Origin of the sequence: Tolypothrix sp. PCC 7712 (assembly GCF_025860405.1) — a bacterium.
Taxonomy (GTDB): Bacteria; Cyanobacteriota; Cyanobacteriia; order Cyanobacteriales; family Nostocaceae; genus Aulosira; species Aulosira diplosiphon.
In genome coordinates this window covers 1-21,035 of the sequence record NZ_CP063791.1, presented here as the reverse complement: position 1 = coordinate 21,035, position 21,035 = coordinate 1, and the positions used below count along the sequence as shown (strand labels likewise).

Annotated in this window: 16 protein-coding genes; 8 read left to right on the top strand and 8 right to left on the bottom strand. The window is 43.3% G+C overall.

Going from position 1 to position 21,035, the window contains the following annotated elements; all coding sequences use genetic code 11:
- Nucleotides 1-217 precede the first annotated feature (217 nt).
- Complete coding sequence (locus tag HGR01_RS40060) at nt 218-997, top strand: ParA family protein (protein ID WP_045874780.1); 780 nt, start codon at nt 218-220, stop codon at nt 995-997.
- Between the two features lie 34 nt (nt 998-1,031).
- Nucleotides 1,032-2,159: a ParB/RepB/Spo0J family partition protein gene (locus tag HGR01_RS40055; protein WP_052335478.1), complete on the top strand. Its 1,128-nt coding sequence runs from the start codon at nt 1,032-1,034 to the stop codon at nt 2,157-2,159.
- A gap of 51 nt (nt 2,160-2,210) precedes the next feature.
- Here the strand turns inward: HGR01_RS40055 and HGR01_RS40050 are convergent, their stop codons facing one another.
- The 6 genes from HGR01_RS40050 to HGR01_RS40025 form a co-directional block, all read right to left on the bottom strand.
- Nucleotides 2,211-2,711 (bottom strand): hypothetical protein, encoded by a 501-nt coding sequence (locus tag HGR01_RS40050; protein ID WP_210403151.1) that lies wholly within the window; start codon nt 2,709-2,711, stop codon nt 2,211-2,213.
- A 152-nt stretch (nt 2,712-2,863) separates the two neighbouring features.
- Nucleotides 2,864-3,121 carry a hypothetical protein gene (locus HGR01_RS40045; RefSeq protein WP_045874778.1) on the bottom strand — a complete coding sequence of 86 codons (258 nt, stop codon included), beginning with the start codon at nt 3,119-3,121 and terminating at the stop codon, nt 2,864-2,866.
- Nucleotides 3,122-3,276: 155 nt separating this feature from the next.
- On the bottom strand, nt 3,277-6,471 hold the full coding sequence (locus tag HGR01_RS40040; protein ID WP_045874777.1) for an RNaseH domain-containing protein: 3,195 nt from the start codon (nt 6,469-6,471) through the stop codon (nt 3,277-3,279).
- A 99-nt stretch (nt 6,472-6,570) separates the two neighbouring features.
- Nucleotides 6,571-9,984, bottom strand: a complete 3,414-nt coding sequence (locus HGR01_RS40035; protein WP_045874776.1) for a hypothetical protein — start codon at nt 9,982-9,984, stop codon at nt 6,571-6,573.
- A gap of 275 nt (nt 9,985-10,259) precedes the next feature.
- Nucleotides 10,260-11,759 (bottom strand): hypothetical protein, encoded by a 1,500-nt coding sequence (locus HGR01_RS40030; RefSeq protein ID WP_045874775.1) that lies wholly within the window; start codon nt 11,757-11,759, stop codon nt 10,260-10,262.
- Nucleotides 11,760-11,979: 220 nt separating this feature from the next.
- Nucleotides 11,980-12,264, bottom strand: a complete 285-nt coding sequence (locus tag HGR01_RS40025) for a hypothetical protein (protein WP_045874774.1) — start codon at nt 12,262-12,264, stop codon at nt 11,980-11,982.
- 520 nt (nt 12,265-12,784) lie between these two features.
- On the opposite strand from HGR01_RS40025, the gene HGR01_RS40020 reads away from it, so the two are divergent.
- The 4 genes from HGR01_RS40020 to HGR01_RS40005 all read left to right on the top strand — a co-directional run bounded on the left by HGR01_RS40020 (nt 12,785) and on the right by HGR01_RS40005 (nt 16,030).
- On the top strand, nt 12,785-13,318 hold the full coding sequence (locus tag HGR01_RS40020) for a plasmid mobilization protein (protein ID WP_052335477.1): 534 nt from the start codon (nt 12,785-12,787) through the stop codon (nt 13,316-13,318).
- On the top strand, nt 13,315-14,808 hold the full coding sequence (locus tag HGR01_RS40015; protein ID WP_045874773.1) for a relaxase/mobilization nuclease domain-containing protein: 1,494 nt from the start codon (nt 13,315-13,317) through the stop codon (nt 14,806-14,808). Before HGR01_RS40020 ends, HGR01_RS40015 begins: the two co-directional genes overlap by 4 nt.
- Before the next feature lie 263 nt (nt 14,809-15,071).
- Nucleotides 15,072-15,515, top strand: a complete 444-nt coding sequence (locus HGR01_RS40010) for a DUF6932 family protein (RefSeq protein ID WP_045874772.1) — start codon at nt 15,072-15,074, stop codon at nt 15,513-15,515.
- The gene (locus tag HGR01_RS40005; protein WP_045874771.1) at nt 15,512-16,030 is read left to right on the top strand and encodes a hypothetical protein; all 519 of its coding nucleotides are present in this window, start codon (nt 15,512-15,514) and stop codon (nt 16,028-16,030) included. Before HGR01_RS40010 ends, HGR01_RS40005 begins: the two co-directional genes overlap by 4 nt.
- Nucleotides 16,031-16,053: 23 nt before the next feature.
- On the opposite strand, the gene HGR01_RS40000 is transcribed toward HGR01_RS40005, so the two are convergent.
- Nucleotides 16,054-16,836: a DUF4058 family protein gene (locus HGR01_RS40000; RefSeq protein ID WP_045874770.1), complete on the bottom strand. Its 783-nt coding sequence runs from the start codon at nt 16,834-16,836 to the stop codon at nt 16,054-16,056.
- Nucleotides 16,837-16,994: 158 nt separating this feature from the next.
- Here HGR01_RS40000 and HGR01_RS39995 point away from each other — a divergent pair, with 158 nt between their 5' ends.
- Both HGR01_RS39995 and HGR01_RS39990 read left to right on the top strand, forming a co-directional pair.
- Nucleotides 16,995-17,531, top strand: coding sequence for a hypothetical protein (locus tag HGR01_RS39995; RefSeq protein ID WP_045874769.1), 537 nt, complete (start codon nt 16,995-16,997; stop codon nt 17,529-17,531).
- 99 nt (nt 17,532-17,630) lie between these two features.
- Nucleotides 17,631-18,053, top strand: a complete 423-nt coding sequence (locus HGR01_RS39990; protein ID WP_045874768.1) for a hypothetical protein — start codon at nt 17,631-17,633, stop codon at nt 18,051-18,053.
- Nucleotides 18,054-18,139: 86 nt separating this feature from the next.
- On the opposite strand, the gene HGR01_RS39985 is transcribed toward HGR01_RS39990, so the two are convergent.
- Complete coding sequence (locus HGR01_RS39985) at nt 18,140-20,482, bottom strand: hypothetical protein (protein ID WP_045874767.1); 2,343 nt, start codon at nt 20,480-20,482, stop codon at nt 18,140-18,142.
- Between the last annotated feature and the right edge of the window lie 553 nt (nt 20,483-21,035).

The window sequence follows — 21,035 nt, the reverse complement described above, 5'->3', positions numbered from 1 at the left end:
GCTATTACCAAGGTCAAATCACCCGTCGAACTCACCTCACCTTACTTGATAATTTTGTATTGGGTCGCACTCGCAGCTACAATCATTGGTATTGGGGGCTTTACTGTATCCTCATTAAAAGCGGATAACGTTATCCGCGCTCATTATAATTATCCCCACATAACAAAAAAATCTCAATAATTATCCCCACATAATAAAAAATTCTCAACCAACTATCGTGACTAAAACTCGCATCATTACGTTATTCAACCAGTCAGGGGGCGTTGCCAAAACAACTTTGACGCACAATCTGGGCTACCATCTCGCAGCCAACAAGCACCGCGTTCTACTCGTGGACATGGACCCACAGGCATCTTTAACCAACTTCTTGGGTGTAGACCCTGAAGAACTAGAAAAAACTGTCTATAACGCGATAATTGATGAAGAACCATTATTTGTCTACCCTGAAAAAATCCAGGGTATGGCACTGGCACCCACCAATATCAATTTAAGTGCCGCCGAACTCCTCCTACCAGCTGCCACCGCACGTGAATATCGCCTCCATGAAGCCCTTGCCCCCATCCGCGATGATTACGACTTTATCCTCATTGATTGTCCCCCGTCCCTTGGCATTTTAAGTATCCTCAGTTTGACTGCTGCTACCCACATTCTCGTACCTATTCAGTGTCAATTTAAATCCTTCCTGGGTACTGACCTACTGCTTGATACTGTCGCCAGGGTTAAAAAAAAGCTCAACAAAGGACTACAAATTGCTGGGTTTATTCCCACAATGCTCGATAGCCGCACCGCACAAGAAACCCGCACTCTCCAAGCTGTGGAAGAACAACTTTCCCAAATTGGTACGATATATCCTCCTATCCCCAAATCTATCGCCTTTGCGGATGCCTCCGAGCGCAGAATGCCGTTGGGAATGTATGATAAGAAACACCCCGCAGTCAAAATCCTAAATAAGATTGCCAAAGAGTTAGACAAATTAAAAGTGGAGTCGTCGGGCTAAACCCACAGGTCTGCCACACTTACTAGGAGGTTCTGTGAGTAAAAAAGACGCAGCGTACACCGCAAAACTCAAACACGCTAACCCAATAGATTTAATGTTTGGCGGTAGCGAAGATGAACCCGCAACGCCATCTAACAAATTAACCAGCACAATTCCCATCCAGGAAATTAAATTACCGCCCACCCAACCCAGGCGTTATTTTGACCCCAAAAAGTTGGAAGAACTTTCGCTATCTATTAAAGAGCTAGGCATCCTCGAACCATTAATCGTGCGCTCTCAACCAGATGGAAGTTACGAACTCATTGCGGGCGAGCGTCGTTTCAAAGCAGCTATTATGGCCGGGTTGGAGGAAGTGCCTGTTGTCATCAAGGAAATGGACGACGACACGGTTAAGCAGGTGCAATTAATTGAAAACCTCCAGCGTGAAGATTTGAATGCGTATGAGGAAACAATCGGAATTTTGGAGTTACTGGCACTGCGCCTGAATTCAACCCAGGATGAGGTAATTAGCCTGCTCAACCGTATGGAAAAAGCCAACCGAAAACAAGCGGATAACGTTATCCGCCAAAAAGAAAAGAAGGAAAGCAAAACCCTTGATGATGTTATCCATCCTTCAGATGATAAAAAAGCGGATAACGTTATCCGCCAACAAGAAAAGGAGGAAGGAGAGAACGCGGATAATGTTATCCGCCAAAACAGAAATAAAAAAGCGGATAACCTAATCGCAAGAGAAGATATTGCCATAATCGAGGGCGTATTTTCTTCTGTTGGCAGGCTTTCAGCCGAATCCTTCCGTACTAATCGCCTGCCATTACTCAATCTCCCTGAAGATATTAAAGAGGCACTGCAAAAGGGGTCAATTGAGTACACCAAAGCGCGTGCGATCGCTAAAGTGAAGGAGGATGTAAAACGCGCTCCTTTACTGCAAGCAGCAATCAAAGAGAATTTATCACTTACAGAAATCCAACAGAGGATACGAGATATCTTCGCTCAGGAGAAAGCAGACACTACCCCATCACTTAAAACCCAGTACAAGGAATTAAGCAAACAACTTGGTTCATCCAAAGTCTGGGATAACCCGAAGAAAAAGAAAGCGTTGGAGAAATTGCTCAATCAAATTAAAGTACTCTTGGATGAAGAACAAGCCATTACAAAAACTTAAATTTCCGACTCCCATAACTTGTAGTCTTGTCATATGTATGACAAAGTTCGATTAAGTACCTAACCGTTGCTGCATGATTTGTTGTGCCAGTTCATAGTCACGCCCAACGAGGTAGGAAAAATGATAGTAGGAGGCAACATAGAAGTCACAGTCATGATTCTGATAGCGATCGGCAACGGCGAGAAATCCGTAGCGGGCATCACTTATATCAGAGAACCAAGTACTGTGGTAGGTATCAAATAAAAATAACGTCAGCGAGTTTTTATCTAAGCTTGCATTCAACCGCAGTAGATGGAGATGGGGATGGTGGGCACGTCCTATTGGCAGGAGTAAGTCATACCCATCAAAGTTAATAAATTCTGCAAGTTCGCCTTCGGTATAATCATCTGTACGCGGATTAGGCAGTAAGTACTCCCAGCGGATAAAAAACTCGTGTTTAGCATCAAATCCGGGGTCGATATCGATTCGCCAATATTCGCTTTGGCAAAGTTCCTCAAGCACTGATGCAGGTAAATCTGTAATTTTCATGGCATCACAACCATAACCAAACAAAGTTTCGTAGCTATTGGATGTAATTTATTTCCAATAGCAATCGAGCAACATCCAGCACCTGTTCAGACCAAACTCCCGCATCGCAGGAAACTTGGTTTAGACTTGGGGCATCCAAGCAAATTTTTTCCCCAATTTACAGCAGTTAGCTGGGTTTAATCTCCCCTCTCTAAAGAACGCGCCATCAAATAAGCTTCTTCTGCAGTGTACCGAGTACCTATGCCGCCCACAACATTTATTATGTACTTCTGCTTGCTCTTGTGGCTAAGTCGTTCTAGGTCTACAGGTGATTCAGTGTGCCCAAATACCATATAATTGGTACTAATCTCCTCCACCATCCACACCGTAATCCTTTGAAACTCGTAATTGGCGAACACTTGAGCTGCATGTTTAGCTTTTTCTAAGTCGGTCATCGCCTGCTACTCCAATCGCACCTTAATTAATTTACCACCTTTTTTTAATACATACGTACCAATCAACAGCGGTATAGGCGGCGTAACAGTCCTTTACAAGCTGTCCTAATTTGCAGCTTGTCCTCGCAGGCGTGAGCACTTTGTGAACGTCCTTTCTATGACTCTACCTCAACTTCAGTATCCTCATCTTCAATCGCAAACTCGCTAATGTAGTCCCGCACAACACGCTCAAAAAACAAGGGAGCAGGTAAAACAGTCCACTCGCTATAATGACCAAAGCTATAGCGTAGTGATTCCACAAGGGAAGCTATACAATCAGGGTCATCCTGGGGTTGCCGCAATGTAACAACAATCTCAAGAGGGTTTGGAGTGGGCCACTGATCCAAAAATGGTGGTTTTTCCGAGACTTGATGAACCTCTAACCCAGCCTGGTTTAAAACTTTTTCTCGTGAACCATCATCTTTTTTTAGGGTTACAGGTGTATTTATTTGTGTTGGACAATAGCAACTTTGACCGCGTGTATATTGATGGAGTGTTTTACGTCCCACAGATAAGTAAGCAACACATCCCGTTTGGTTAGTTGCAGTAAGTCGGAATAATCCCCTAGCATCAGATGCTGAAGGAAGCTTGAGGATTGAGGGCAATTTTTTTAATTCCTCTTTAGACCGTGTGTCTTCTAGAGAGGTTTCAGCTAACAGCCTTTCTTTTTTATCAATAATTCCGGGGGCAAGGTCTTGACGAATCCGAACTATGCGTGCGCCCTGCCACTCTTGCTCCATCCATTGATACATTTGCTCAAAATTAATTTCATTTGCATTAATTCTGATATCTGCAAGCCAAGGCCACAGTTGGACACAGTTAGAAGAATCAATCATTACTAGTGGCTGTGCCCCTTCTTCCACAGAATTAGAAATAATCTGTTTCACAAATTCCATGAATCGAGTCTTACGCACTTCATTTTTATCACCCAGTTTTACTGGAGACAGTTGAGCAATGAAGGCGATCGCATCAGAAAAACTGCTCCAGGGGCTGATTGCTAAAGTATTTCCTTTGTCGTAAGCACAACAAAGTTCACACTTGCCTGTATCTACCTTAAGGCGCATTGCCACTGCTAAAAATGTATCTTTGATTGGGCCGCGAACACGACCTCTCTGTTTACGGACAATTGTAATCGCCAAAATTTCTTTTGGTCTGGCTTCTCTTGGAATATCTTTCAAATACTTGTCAACCTTCTCTTGTACGCCATCAATGCGGCCAGAATGGGCAGACAGCAAATCTTTCAGAGCCGCTTGTACTCGATGGAAGAAATCTTCTAATTTAAAAAGTTTTGTTGCTTGAGTCTTCTCTATTGGTAAAACAAACTGTACGCAAGAACCAGCCATTGCAGCCAAAGCTTGGCGAGTTGAAGGTTTATTCACCCTATCATCATGTTTTGGATTGTTCTGTCCTTTGGGGTCTGGGTAAAATTCTCGCGCCATTATCAAGCAAAAAGTTCGCTGTTCGCGCACAGCAAGTTGCTCTACAATAGGCTGCCACGCCTCACGTCGGCATTCCGAACGCTCCTTGGCTTTTAATTCTTTGCCTGGTAATGCAACTCTGGGGCCATGAGTGTTTGCTGGTAGACGAGTGACTAGAAATTCTATTGTTTCTCCCCACAGAACACGAATAATTGCCTCTAGCAATTTCATCTCTGTTTGCAACTCGTTTTCATAGAAGATGATGAGTAACAACCGTTCATTTGGGTAAAGTCGCCGCAAAGCCTCTTGGTTTGCCCGAATAAGTGATACAAGTTCATCTGTCTGGTCTTTCGATTTGGAGGTACTAAATTGGAGAGCTTTTCTTCCCTGATGAATCTCTTCCAAAGCAATGTCAAAGTGTTTGCGTAACAAGCTGTTTAACTGATTATCGTCAAATTGTTCAAGGTATTTTGGGGTAAACTCCAGGTTATAGTTTGTTTCAAGCGCTTCAAGACTTGCACCAAGCAGTGTGGGAGGATTAATCATACGTGATGCTGTATCGTCCGAATTGTGGCTGGATTTCACCTGCGAGTAACCCTCAAATTTTTGAAGTCCAATTGGTTCAAGAATGTTTGCAATTGCCTCAAATGCTTCTAACTTATCAGTCTCAGGTACACCTGCCTTAATTCCATATTCTTTTGCACCGTCCTGAAGCCCGTTGCGGTAAGTCAGCACTACTGTGTTGTTGTTATCGTTGGCTTTACCCAGTGCAATATCTTGCCCACCAAAAGTCTGCGCTTTTAGTCTCAGTTCACGACGCAAAGCTTCAAAATCCTTATCTGTCGTCCACTGCCAGTTTTTATTATCATCCTTTTTGCAAACTACTCGGTAACTAAAAGCGCGGTCGGGATAGTCTAGAGAAAAGACAAAGCCACTAATATCATTGCGGTCAAACTCAGGGGATTTTAACTGACTTATCCAGCGCCGCTTAGAAACATCTATCTTCAGCAAAGGCTGATGAAGGGAAGGATATGTTATTACTTCTAGGCGTACCACCAGACTGAATGTACCTTTTTCTGGTTTGCCAGTGATGCTGATTGGCTTAGTAATAAGTTCTGCAACGCCGGAAGTGAGTCCGCCACCACTGGATATAATCCGCTTCATTGGGCCTAGACCGCGAAAAATCTCCTTACCAGCTATTTGGCGAGCTACGCGATCAGCTAGAACCCGATACAAATATTTACTTTTTCTGGTATCGGGATTAGTTGTACCTGTTTGCTCCGACCAAGGCCAAGGTAAGGCTTGGTATTTAAAGGGTATAATTTGAAAAATTTCTTCATCTTCTCCCAATTCTTCTAGTCTGTCAAGAATTTCTTCTGGTATTTGTTCTCGTTTAGCATAAGGTCGAAGAAAGTTAGTAATCCAGTTGTCGAGTATTGTTTGAAGAGACTTTTTAATTGCTCCTAAACTGTCATCAACTAGATAAGCAAAAGGTTCTGGTTCGCTTGTACTTTTAGTATTTAAAGCAAAGGTGCTAAGACCTAAATTCGACTCCAGTCGTGCTAAATTTTTGAGTCCTACTTCCAGAAGTCCCCGTAGTGAAGCATAGGGGAGATTTTTAATATTTTTCTGTCCATCAGTGCGATTTCCTTTTTGAATCGCGGCTAAATTGCCTAGAGCAACCTTTGTCCATGCAAGCGTATAGCCCTCTACAAATACGGTTGGCAAATCGTCTGGTATCGTAAAGGCTAGAGGGAAACGTTTGACACTTTTAGGCTTCCCTAGTGGAATATATAAGGATTCCGAAAGTGAATTTGTTTCAGTTACATCGTCTTCTTCAAGTTCGGAGAAATCTTCATTAAACTCAAAGTCATCAGAAAAAATGCTACCCATTATTACATCTCCAATAATTATGTAATTGTGAAAAATCTCGAAATTGTTTTAGTACATCAACTCTTCTTTTGAGTGCAGACTTTCAGAGGAATTTCTGTACTACATTTCCAATAATTGTGAAAATTCATCGAAATCTTCTTCGTCTGTCAACTCTTCTTCTGAACGCAGACTTTCAGGATAAATTACGCCTTCAATTCGTTGCAAAGGTGTCAGAAATGCGCCGTAAAGTTCCTGAGAAATTTCCCGAATTACAGGATCGGGATGATTTACACATTCTTCTAAGATGATTCGCATCTGCACCAACATACTGTCTCGCCCAGAGTCGGGTTTATCCTTTGTGGATTGAATCGCCCAAGCTGCATCCACAAAATAAACTGCTACTGGACAGCCATTCCGCATACCTCGCCCAATTGTTTGCAAAATGGCAACCATTTGATTAGCTGTAAATGGTCTAAATAGATCGGAACCAAGACGGCTAGCCATCAAGGGTTCGCGTAACAATCGATTGGCAGATCGCCAGAGATTTTTTCGAGACTGGTGCCAAGAAGTAGCGATCGCGCTCAGGTCTTCTGCTTCGGTAAAAACTTTACTATCAAATTCTTGCGTTGACCGTCCTGCTAGGCTGTACAAAAGCTGCATATCATCCGTGGACGGATGAGGACGAGTGAGAAAGTAAATCGAGCCAATTGCAGCATCAAGTTTCCTTTGCCCTTTGGTGAAAACAATATTTACGCCCCGACCAATTGCAAGTATGGGGAAAATTAAAATATCGCAGGTTTCATCATCTCCAAGTGCTTCGCACTGGGCAGTTGTAACAAAATCTGTCGGTTGCTCTCCTTCTTTGAGGGAGCGAACAACTGCTTTTGTGCGTCTGCCAACCTCTGGATGATAGTCGTTAAGAAATTTTTTGATAGTGCGAGCTTGCTCGTAGCTATTGACGATTAAGGCTGCTTTGCGGTGTATGCCATCTTTTACATCAAAATTGCGGATAGACTTGAAAATTTCTGATTTTGTAATGCCACCCTTTACCAGTGCGTCCACCATTCGCTTGAGATTGCGTTCCTGAAGTTCGCCAGCGCCACTGTATCGTAGGGGTTCATCGCCACGCTCGCGATCGGGAATCCATTTGAAGCGGTAAACGCTGCGTTTTGGGTCATGTTCAGATTGGCGCGGTTTGAGTAAATAATGCGGGCCAGCATTAATGTGGTAAGCCGGACTTGCTTCCAGAAATGACGTTGCCGAAGTCATTAAAATAGCTGGTTTTGATTGTTCTCCATCTGCTTCTAACAACTTATAAAAGCGGTGCATCAACATTCGTGGCGCACCTACAAAGGTAATATAGGAAAGTTCTACATTTCGAGCGGTAGTACGAGTTGTCTGTGCTTTCTTAAAACTGTATTTCACCCCAGAGAACGAACCGAGAATATTTTCTGGGATAATCTTTCGCAGTTCTGGCGTTGCTGTAGACTCCACAATTGGTTCTCTGATTAGCCCTTCTGCCACCATTGTCCTAGTTCCCGGTACAATGCGTTGGTAACCCAAAATCATGAAAGTGACTGACACCAACAATGTAATTACGTCGTTTGCTTCAGTCGGGAATTGACGGTCGGGAAAGCAGAGGGGAAGAAACAATTCGGCAATCTCTTCCACAATTTTGTCGCGTTGCTTAATCGAATCCTCAGCTAGGTAACGGCGGAAGTGCTGAATTAGATTCTTCCACTGTGGTTCTAGAACATTACGGTTTGTTTCTAGAATTTGAGCGCATAAATCAGCTTTAGCCCAGTCTGTTTCCTCAATACCTGTACGGTTGTAAAAGGCACGGTAAGCTGCTGATTCCCAAACTTCAGTCAGCGCCCGACTTTTACTGAAACCAAGTTTGACTTCAAGATCATCAAGGCGATCGCGTTTGGAGTATTTCTCAAAGCCATCTAATAAATCACTAACAATCCTCAATACAGTTAGCAGTTGGTTTTCGTAACGTTCTCCCACCCGCGACGAGGGCATATTCTGAATGGCGGTCATCAGCGAAGTATTGTGATTGCCAAATTCCGCTAAGTAACGACTGTAGAGTTCTACATCCCGGTCAGATAGTCGATGATTTTCCCCACGAGCAAAGCGGTTATGGATTTGTTCGAGAATTTCCCGGTGAATTGACGTGTCCGAACCTGAGATGCTTAAAGTTGCTGCCCCGTAAGCATCCAAAACTGATTGCACCATGTCGGCTTCGTCAAACACAACTACATCGAACGTGCGGGCAATCAATTCAAAATATCGCAAATTCTCTCGAATCGCATGAGGTGGCACTTGAGTATCGAGGGAGCGCACATGACCAACCCAAATATCTGCGTCTATCAAATCTCGCGGTGCTTTGTTACGACCGCACATTGTCCACAAAGGACATAGACACTTCTTCATTTGCCCTTTCTTACCCCCACCTTGCAAAATCTCTTCGCAAGGTGCGTAACCAAAACCCCACATCGAAGTATCAGCATTTGAAAAGGCTGGTAAAACACAATTCAAACTAAATACTTCTGCCCCTTCCAAACTGTGGGCAAAGCCACCATTACCTCCACCAGCTGCAATTGCCTCAGCAATATTATCTGCATGACGACGACGAGTCTCATCACTTTGACCCACTAGCATTCCCACTTTAACTTTATGAAATGCCAGTTGAGCCATGTACTGTCTGGCTACTTCAATGGAGGGGAAAAGAAACATGGCTTTGTAACCGTTTCGTCCCAACCAAATAGCTGTCAGCACGAGAAGCGTTGTTTTACCAGCCCCTGGCAAGCCAATTAAATGCTTGATACCCTCTAGTTCCAATGTGTCATCTTCTTTCCGCAGTCCCTTACCAATAGACGGTATCATCAGGTCAAAGTGTTCAAAACGACTCGCCCAGCTCCCAGAGCGCCGTTCGGGATTTTTGGACTCACGCTCGTCCATCTCAATAGCTAAGTCGCGTAGTTCTTTCAGGGGAATGCGGATTTTTCCTTTGGGCTGGCGATTGAGAGAATGCGTGCGACGTTCGGCAAGAGGGGCGGTGATAGGATTGATTGGTACTCTCACTGCCGTTGTCTCTTGACCTAAAGAAACCACCATTGGCTGACGAGGGTCGGCAACCGTTGCAGTATGTAGCTGATATGACATTGGCGCATTGAGAATTTTACGCGCTTTTGCAATCAACGGGTCTTCTAAAGGATCTGTTCTTTTGAAGCGAAGCGTCTGAGCGTCAATCTCATAGGTACCTTTTGTTTTGTTGCAGTAGTGATGGTCGTTATAAAGCGCTACCGCGTGTTTTACTGACTGCTCTGTAACATAAGTCAGCGACATCTGCCGCATATTGAAAATGGCTTGACGAGCTTGCTTTAATTTAGGTGCATTCAAGATACTCGCCATACCTGACATCGCCACTGGTGCATACTCCAGTGAATCAGTACCAATAAATTCTTCCATCAAGACGCACAGCCAACAAATTCGGTCTGCACCTTGCCAGAAATCAGGTTTGATTCGCATAAGTAAAAGAAAGAAGGAAGAGGAAGAATGAAGAAGGGGAAAGCTTTTCCCAGATTATTTTTGCTAGTTGGAATGTTAAGTTTAATTATTTCCACCTACTTAGACATATCCGCGAATGAACATCAAAGCATTGCTATGCAAAGGTCAAAATATCATTTTTGGATGAGTATATTTACTAAGCTAATGTGCATCTAAGTTGTATAAGGTAAAAATTAAAGTTTCCGTAGTGAGGGCATCTTGTCCGCGTTTAATGTACAAATTAAATGTGGAACAGGTTACATCTGTTTTAAAAACTCAATTACCAAGGAAACTGGCAGAATTTCTAAAGTAGTGGAGTCACCCTTTTTATCTAGTGTTGACTTTAGGGTCGAAATGTAACTAGGGTTTTCTTCAATTAACTGGTCGCTAATAGCAATAATGCGACGACGATAGTGAATCAATCCCCCAATGCTACGGTTAAGGCGTAGAGCTAGAGATACAGGACTTGTGTAAGATTTAGCATCAATACCAATTGCCCGTTCATTTATCGACACATCACATAAATCAGATTCTGGGTACAGTTCAGCATTTAGCCCGTGTTGTCGGGCTGTATCAAAAATTTCTAATTCATCAATTGCTGGGCCAGTCCAGTAGGTGAGAATTTGAGGCTTGGCAATCAATAAACGGTCTTGAGTTGGGTCTAACTTCTCCAAAACTTTTGGTCTTTTGCGGCTGTTGCACTGGCGGATTGGACAGCGCCCTTCTGGAAAAATTTTCTTATTAGGATGCGGTCGCATCAACGTGCCACAGTGGGCGCAACGATGAGCTAGCCCTTTGATTAGCCAGATGTCTGGTACTGAATCGAAGAATGTGTCAATTATCGTGCCCTGTATGGGGGTTAGGTTGTTGTCAACCAAATAATCCCATAGTTGATGTTCGACTATAAGCGAGTACCTGCCAACTAGCTCCCTTAAAGCAGTATAGGCTTTGTGCTGGCGACGACTTCCCATTCGCTCAGTTGCTTCACGCAAGTATCTATGCAGCCGATGCTCAATCACATTGTCTTCGCCAAAGGCTCCACTGATAGCAGCAATCTCGGAACAATCTGAGGTTGGTACGCGCAAGTCTGGGTCAATTAGGGTAACTCCACCGAAGCGAAAATCAGAGTTGCGAAAAACCTCTAATTTCCACTGCTCGCAAACAAGCGAGTATCTAGCACGTTCCAAAACAGTATGCACGCAAGCAGCGCTATCGGTTAGTCCTTCTTCGATATATAGACGACCCAACTTACACATTGCCTTATAGAGTTCGGGTGGCATACTGTCGTGTTGGCACACGATTTCTCTACCAGAAAGAACCCGGTCATATTGGCGAAGAATTCCCTGCGCCAACAGGACAATAGCATCTTCAGCCAAATCGAATACTTGGCGATGTCCCGTAGATAGTGGCAAAGCAGTTGTAGCAAAAGCAGGTGACCATGTAGGGTCTTGACCATCAGCTTCTGCAATGATTTGCCTTTCTAAAACGTCTTCAGGAAATGAAGGCAAAATTTGAGCTATCGCTGCTAGTGTCCAGCCTTTCTTCAATAAGAGAGTTGTTGCTAACCCCTCCAAAATTTGTCGAAATCCAAATTCTTCGCCTTTGGGTTGCGATAGGAGTTGCTTTGCTCGCCACGAGCGAACAGTCCGCAGGGCAGGTGCTTCTACTGACAGTCCTAGCTGGTCAATCTGGCGTTTTAGTTCTTTTGTAAGTGCCTCCGCAGTTCCCTGCCACTGACGCACGTCGTCAAAATACATGAGTTACAAAAATTTTATACATCAAACTTTGTTTACACTATTCGATGTAAAACAAAATGTCAAGCGGTCTTGTTAAGTTAAGAAGTAAGCTGAAAGCAAGCAAAAATGGGTAGCACCGCAACTTACGCTCAAGTATATTTTTAGAGAACCAAAATTAACCAATACGAATACGGCGATCGCCCTTTGAGAGCATCACCTACAGGGGGCGGAACGCCATCACCTACTTATCCAACTCAAAATGTCGTACCATCCGCCAGATATGATTCTGCAATTGTTGGATACACCAAATCGCGCATTCCCTCGCCCCAGAGCGATCGCCAAGAGCCTCCAAAACATAGGGCATAAAAAACAGCCGCAGCGTTTTCAGTGCAAGCTTAGTCGCATTATCCCCAGCAGGATTAACCGCTTGGTTCGCTTCATAATCCATTAAAAATTTAATTAACTTGCCAGCATCTGACTTCTGATTTCTACGTATGCGAAGTTCTACAACATCAGTGGATTTCATCTAACAACTTTTCTCAGTATAAATAAGTAACTATTATTACTATTTTACTCGGAGGGACAAAAAAGGGGAGTAAGTAGGGAGTAAATGGGGTAAAATTCCCATTTATTACCCTTAAAAGTGGACAATTATCTCTACAAATAAAAATGATTATTTTTTCCAGCAAAAGAATTGTCCATATTTTTGGTGAGAACTGGGTGAGAACTGGGGGAAAGTAGGGGAAGAATGGGAGGAAGCGAACACCTGCCTCTAATTCCAGCACTCGCGCTCAAACCCCTACTGTACAAGACTTCCCGTGTTTGCTATACTTTTCGTATACCGTAGTCGCATTTTGGGTAGCGAGCAATGGCGGCGTATTACATTTCTTCATATAAATCCTAGTTTTTCGCGCCGCCAAGCTCGCCAAAGTGGGTTCCTCCCCCTTTGGAAACCCCCAAAACTCGATAGAAAAACAGTGGGTTTATCAATTTACCGTAGATTTAAATACTTCTTTGAAAAACCTCATTTGTATAGATGTATATAGATGGATAGTAAGACCACTACAGCCAAAAAAGTTTTTCAAGCTGGACGCAAGTCAAAACCCAAACCAAAACGCACAACACTAGTCAGCCTCAGACTAACTGAATCAGAAAAAGAAGATTGGGAAGCCAAAGCCGAAGCTGCTGGTATGGGGAAGAATCTCTCCAAATTTATCCGCTACTGTGTTGAGCGCGATCGCATCTACATTGCTCCCCCAGTACCCGCCATCAACGAAGCGACATACGTAGAACTGGGTCGAATTGGCAATAACATCAACCAAATTGCCTATGCCATCAACCGTGCTGTAAAAATGGGAGAAGCGATTGCGCGGAGCGCAGTGCCGGAGGCAATCGCAGTTGACCCTCGCCCTGAAATTGAAGCCCTCAAACCCTTACTGTTGGAAATAAAGCAGATATTACTGGGAATGCCGGAAAACCCTGAACTACCCTCATCAGAACAATCTACACCTGTGGCTAACCAACCCGAACAACCGGAACAACCCGACCAAGTAGTTGCTTTCCCGCTGGAGAAGAAGTGATTGGCAACATCACCAAGGGAAATGGCTTTTACGGTTGTGTAGCCTACGTCCTCGGCAAAACTTCGGCGCGGCTGATCAATACTAATATGGCAGGAGAAACACCCACCCAACTTGCTTGGGAGTTTCGCTCCTTTGCCAATAAAAACCCCAGAGTCCAAAAACCTGTACTGCACCTATCGTTTAGTCCGGCCCCCGGTGATAGAAGCCTGGACGAATGGGAATTATGCCAAATAGCGGAAGATTTACGAGAGGGGTTGAAACTGTCGAACAACCAATTTATTTTGGTGCAGCATAACGATGCGGAATATGACGGGCAAGTTCGACCCCACGCACATATGGTAATTAACCGGGTATCCTACGATGGCGAGTGCAATGACGATTATTTAGACTATTACCGTACAGAAAAAATCTTGCGTCAAATAGAAAAAAATTACGATTTAATTATTCAACCGTCCAGTTGGGAAGTCGATAAGAAAAAGGCTTACCCTAAACACGTACAACAAGCTGAAGAATCTGGAAACCAAAATATAGTTGAACGGTTGCAAAAGCAGATTGAACAAGCCGCAGTAGATAATCCTGCAATGCCAGTATTTGTAGCCCGATTGTTAAAAGAAAATATCCAAGTAGATTGCAAGTTTACCCGTACTGGTAAGCTCAAAGGGATAAGCTACTGCTTGGATGGACAGCCGTTTAAAGGTGGGGATTTGGGGAAATTATATACTCATGTTGGCATCCGGGAACATTTAAAAGTTAGCTATCAAGAAGAATATCGATATCCAATTGAGTCGCTAATTGAAAGTTACAAACGCGGGCGAACAATTGACGATAAGCGGATTAATTATCTGGAAAGTTGGATTGAATGGAATTTTAAACAAGATTCTTCATCCGATGGAGCATCAGAAGAAACAGCAACTATCGAAGTATTAAGTACACAATATCATTCAACAGCAAACTTGGAGCCAGTACTTGAAGAAGTTCCAACAATAGCAAATGAACCGTTCGCTAAAAAACAAACTGTGGTAATATCGCCACCTTCATCCCCTACAACAGTTGAAACGACGCAAAACCAAGAATTTAAAGAAGTACCAGCACTTATAACTGTTAAAGACGATAACGGAATTCTTCTTGGCGTTGCAGCAGAACCATCCGCACTATCACAGGAGAAACCAACTGAGCAACAGCCCGATATCGCAGAACAAATTGCTCGGATGCGAGAAATTGCCCCCATCGTTGCGGAATATCTCTTAGTACTTAATAGTACAGCATTTAAAGGTAATAAATACTCGGCGATAATTGAAAATAACCAACTAACCCTGATACGTAACAGTGATGGTATTCAGGTGATGAAAGCTTCCTATACCTCAGAAGAATGGCAACCCGTAGAACCACCACAACTGGGTGATGAAGATATAACACAATTACAAAAACTCATACCTGTAATTCAACAATTGAAAAATAAACATCAGGAAGTCTCTTTAGCAGAGATATAGGAATCTACTTGAATATTGCTAAGTATACTGAGAAAGAAACCTTTGTATAGCAAGCTTATAGTTACCTTGGTTTTTCCCAAATCAAATAGGAGTTTTCTATAACTGGACTATATATTGAAACAATCCTGAATGCTAATTTTTTAATTAAAAAATTAGAGCCAAAAATCACAATATAAATCCGCTATAATCTGTGAATTGTGTATTATTTATTTGCTTCAGTGGTATGCTTTTAAAATCAGTAAAATTGGTGCTATTTATTAAGAATGATTCCTGAGTTTGATGAAAACGGTAATCTACCACCAGGGGTACATTTTGGCGAGTGGCAGGAGTTTAAAGACAGGTTTGGGTACACACCTACAAGAGCCAAAATGATTTCAGGTTTAGAAGAGTTAATGAAACAGCTAAAAGCAGCAGAATGCCGTACAATTTACATCAATGGCAGTTTTGTGACAAATAAAATCGACCCAGGAGATTTTGATTGTTGCTGGGACAGAGACGATGTAAATATAGATTACCTCAGACAAAATGCACCACTAATATTAAAATATTATGACAGTGCAGCACAGAAAGCTAAGTATAAAGGGGAAATTTATCCATCCGACCAACCCGTGGATGAGTCTACAATATCAATAGAGTTTTTTCAGCGCGATAGAAAACAAAATCGTAAGGGTATTGTAGCTATTAACTTATTGGAGTGGGAGCCATGATTAAAGATGATAAACAACTGGCATATTCCCAGGAATGGGCAGAAAAGTTTGCTGAAGCCAACCGGAAATTAAGGGCGAATGAAGAAAAGCGATTAAGAGACCCGGATGGCTGGCAGTTAATTCAAGATTCTAACGATGCGTTGCGGCAGAAACTTGTGGATGAAATTGTTGAGTATGAAATGTTAGCCGCCCATAATCCCAACGAACCTATCACTCTACAAGTGGAGTGCATGAATAAAATATCCGACTTATTAATTAAAGCCAGAATTGCTTTTAAAATCACGCCAAAAGAACTGGCAGCGTTATGCGGACACACGGAAGAACAAATTAAATTATTTGAAGATAAAGACTATCAAAATGCAACATTCTTGGATTTTTTAGCAGTTTCTGATGCCTTGGGTGTTGAAATTATTGATGGTAAATTTATTGCCAAAATGGATGAATTTTACCTCAAACGTTTAGAGGCAATCCGGCAAGCAGCAAGTATTAATGCTGAATTACAAACTGCATCTTAAATATTGAAGCAACTCTATACCTGCTACAAAGAAGATTTACCTAACCGTTTGTACATCCACTCAGTATCCGTATCACTCAATGCTGGTGGGGGTGGAGATTGGGTGTAGTCTATCGATAAATCATACCCAGCTTCGTCATAGATAGCATTCAGCACGGCTTGCAACTCCAGTACAGCATCGGGGTCGCCTTCGCGCAGGGGAACGGGTATCGTCGGGAGAGTATCTTGTAACGTCACAGGCCACAGATCAATTACTCCAGACCCAGCCCGCGTTAAGGTGATCAAGTAGGGAACATCTGGAAGGCGGGGGTGGTTAAATGGTCGATTTCCCCGGCGCAGCAAGTCTATTTCAATTAGATGGACGTTGGCATTATATAAACGCTGGCGTTTCTTACGGTACTCAGTTAAACCGGGTTCGCGTTTGTTTACGGGGGAAAGAATTTCGATACAGCTTACCAGTACGTTATTAGCAGTATCCCGAATTTCGACTGTGGGGATGCGGACTTCGACTGGTTGGATAACTGGAAGCGTTAGTGGTGCGGGGGTTGTGGCAATATTCGATGTGGGGGTAGTCGGAGTTACGTCGCGGCGTTGTCTTATCTGCAATACCTTGACATCTGGGTACAAAATACCAATTTCACTTGAAGGGGAAATATCTTCCACAACATATACTTCCAGCCGTGCGGCATATTTGGGACGCAGCTGTGGGACGAGGAAGGTACGAATTTTACTAGCAAGGGCATTGTGTACGTCACTCCACAGGTAGCCTTCAAGATATGGGTCCATACCGGGGAACGGGGAAGGCATTTTACAAGCTCGCTTGACTGCACTTTTATTCTAGAACTTGGTGTTGGAAATTTCCCCGCTTTGCAAGGTATCGTTAATGTACTTTGCAATCTAGGCATCGCTTGGGATTCATTTACCACTAAAATTAGAGAGTTACATTTCATTGCCCATCAGCCAAAATGCTGCGTATTAAGTCGTTCAATACTGCATATTTATATGATGACGACGAACTCGAAGCTAAAGATGAAATCTTCAACCAGTACAAGTATGCGCTTGCTCATATTGGTATAGATTTCTATCGGGAAGATGTACAAGAAATTATCCTCAAATCGATTGTAGGGATGGAAGATGCGCTGCGTGCCACAATCGCCTATTGGTATTGGAAGCAAGCCAACTCGGAAGAATTCGAGCATCCAAATGCATTTTTAATCAAAGCACTTCAAGAACAGTGGAAACCCTATAACTGGCAAGACCATTACCTAGATAATTCCAATTTCAAGAACCCTTGCGACCAATGGTGGCAGGATGCTGCGCTTCATTGGGGATATGATTTTAGAAACCAGTGGATTGTTGATATTAATGAAAACGATGCGGGCGAAATCTTCATTATATTTAGTACTCGCAATCGGCTATCGCTACGAGTAGCTAAACAATGGGGATGGGAAAGACTCAAAGAATATATATTAGAACAATCGCAGATGATGAACTATTTTTAATTGAGATAAAGACTTGAAATTTTTCAACATGAAGGGAATTAAACAGATTATTTCAATATCTGTAATCGGAAGAAAAATTTTCTAATTAAGGTATTATTTATGGGTAGGAAAAGACCTTTAGCCGAAGTCATTCAACTAAACTCAAAACGTCAAACTAATTCCAACAAAAATAAGCCTATTTACTATCGAGAAGGAATATTTGAGTTAAGCAACCATTGGGAAGCTTGGGTATTAGTCGATGCCAAAGAAGCTGATTATGATTTTCTAGAAGAAGGAACATTGGATGAGTGCCTATTCGCACTCACTAATTTCATTAGTTTTGAAGTCACAAGTAAGTTTTTAAGACATAATCTAGGCCCAGAAGAAATGAGTAGAAAACAACAGGAGCGGCGAGAAGAAATTAAGCAAGAATGCTACCGTCAGGGAAGATATGAAGGTAGGGGATGGGTAATTGAATCCGTAGTAGATAAACTTGGTCTCGAATCAATGATTGAGGAAGGGTTTTTTGAACCAATTCAATAAGTTTTTAAGTTAAAAATTATCCTGAATTTAACTCATCCCACCCCTTGAAGGAGAGGCTCTCCCGCTGCCCTCCTGTAACGCAACTATCACTCATTGGCAGGTTCCGCAAAAGCTGACTCTAAGCTAAACGGCAGACAACCAGGATTCACGGCTGCCCAAGCTTCGGCTTCTGCTACCAGCACAGAGCATCCCGAATCGAGGTAGAATTGCATTTTGGCACGTTGCTCTAAGCGATCGCGTTCTTGAGTGCTGAGAATATGTCCCGTGATTACGCAGTATTGGCGCACCTTAGCCCTAGCTTGGGTTAAAGCCATTAGCCGTAGTTTTGTCACTCGCTTGAGTTCCTCGATGCGGTAGGAAACATCAGCAGTCTCTTCACAAACAGATACGCCCTGCAAGCTGTTGTTGGCGTTTTGGAGTGGTTGTTCTAGTGGAACCACACCAGGTATCAAATCATCCTTGGATGCACTCTGCAAGCAGTTGTTGGCACTTTGGAGTGATGATTCTGCTGTCACGCTAGCAGGTGTTGAATTACCCTCGGATGCACTCTGCCGCCCATTGTTAGCAATTTCCTGTGGTGATTCTGGTGCAACCGCAGCAGGTATCGAAACTATACCCAGCCCGTTATTCTCCGTGTTAGATAAGTTTTGATTATCAACTTTTGACGACGTGCCGGAGCTACAGGGGTATATAAAATCCTGATGAGAACTGAATTCATTTGATTGTAAAATGTTTGTATGAACTGAATTCTCTAATTGATTGCTGGTTTTATTTGAATTAATTTCAGCAGTATTAGAAGAATTTATGAATTTAAGATTTCCCGCCGACTGGATGACAGCTGAGTGTTCCTGAGAAACATCAGGTTGTTCAACTTCCTCTGCTGACTCCAGCCCTTGGGGGGCTGTAGCAGCAGGAGGTAAACACATAACCTTCATATAGGGAAAATGCCCGTTGATGTCCGTCTGGTAAGGATTTTGGGCTTTTTGATTTTTTTCAGGGCTATGCGGGTTGTCAAAATGCCCGTCTTTGCTTATATGGCAAGGGTTTGAGCTATTTTCTGCCCAAGGGTCAGTTATGTACCATTTGGGATGCCACAGGTGTAGATGTTTCCGCAGTGTCTCTTGAGAAAGGGTTTTGTGAAAACGTTGCTTATATTCGTTGCTGATCGCTTTTGTACGGTCGGTTATGCCCTCTGGTAAGCCTGTACCCCATTCCAAGGCATTTACTGCCCACCGAATCCTTTTTTGGGCTTCTAGGCTGCGTTGCTGGTTTAAAACTTTGCGACGGTCAAAGGGGATGATGTTGTCTTTGGTTTTGATTATGCCCCTTATACCCGCGATCGCTTCGGCAAAGGTGTTGGCAAATGTCCCCAACAGGCGTTCTGGATAGCTGGCATAGGGGGTGTACCACTGATGCCGAATTGTACATTCTATCCAATGCCGCACTCTGGCTTCGATTTCATGCTGGTGGCGACAATATTGGATATAGCCAGGGGCGTTTGTAGCGGTCTTGAGGGCATAGTTAACTAAGTTTTCACCCTTTAAGTCAAGAAATACGATGCCGTAGCCTACGAAGATTTGTAATAAATTATTAGTCTGTCCTAGCCCTGTCCATCCTGTGGCGATGATTTCTTCCCAGTCGGCACGCCATGCCTCAACGTCGGAGGACATTTGCTTGCGATATCTTTCTCGGTTGTGACGCTTTCTGGCTTTTTTGATGGCGCGTTTGAGTCGGGTTAAATCTTGACGGACTGCGGCGCGATCGCAATAATCGAGAAAGACAGAAACATCATCGCTAATTGGTTGCAGGTCATCATCTAGCAATAACGCACCGCTTCCTGGTTGCATGGGGCAACGGATGGCATTGTAGTTGATTATGCAGTTTTCACCCCAAGCTTTGGCATTGGGGAAGATTTCGAGATGCCCTTTGCGGGGGATAAATCCTGCGTCTCTTAGGGTGTATTCTAGAGCGCAGGCTAGGTTGAAGGTGGGCTGAAGGGTGGTAAAGGTTATTATCAGGTGGTAGCCACCGCTATGACTGGACTGGATGGGGATGATATCGACTATGCCGATGTCTTCGAGGGCGGACTTGATGCGGTTGATAGATTCTAGGTTATGGTAGTCGCCGCCTGCATCGAGGTCAATTATGGCGTAACGGGTATTGGAATCAAAGCGGATGCCAACTAGCTGCTGGCTGTTTTGATGCAATTTCCACAACTGGGATGGCTGGAGGTAATAGTCGATGGTACGCCACGCTGGTTTGGAGACGAAGGCGGGTACTGGGGCGACTATCGCACCAAATGGATGCCAGAAATATTTTACGTAGCACTTGCCCACACTGTCGGCTGGCAGGTGGGGTTTGATTTTGGTTTTGGAAAAATGCGTCCGATTTGATTTAGCAAAATCGTCTGAGTTTTGTGGCAGATACATAAATGGCGTTCCTCGATGCACCAATAAAGGTCATCGGGTAGCCGCTAGTCGGCATCAAGCCTCTGTGTATGTAAAAAACTGCTGTTGGGCTTAAAAAAGCCAATTTTTCGTTGCTTGCGGTTCTTGAAAAAGTTAGCTTTCTTCTCAAAATGAAAGTAGCACAAGGGTTTCAGACCCAAATTGCAGGTTTTTACATCTATCTCGGTTTAATGCCTAGTTGGTCAACAAGAGGCTTATAGCCTAGAATGAAATCAAATTTAAAAATCTTTTTGTTTGAGGAGTTGGATAGCTCCCCAGTGTGCTGAGATGATTACCAGTCATCTCGCGGTCTTCACTCTACTAGGCTTAGGCTATAAGTCTTTGTTGAAACCAAGCACCTAGCGGACTACCCAACTTTTTTTTTGGAAGTTGCGGCACTCCCCTGACAAAAGTTGATTGAGTAAATCCGGCAATTTAATCTTTAAATCCATAGACAAAATTCCTTGGTAAATGCAGTCTTTTGCTTGTGACCATCTGACGCTGTAACCCACTCAAGCCAAACACGGAGCATTTG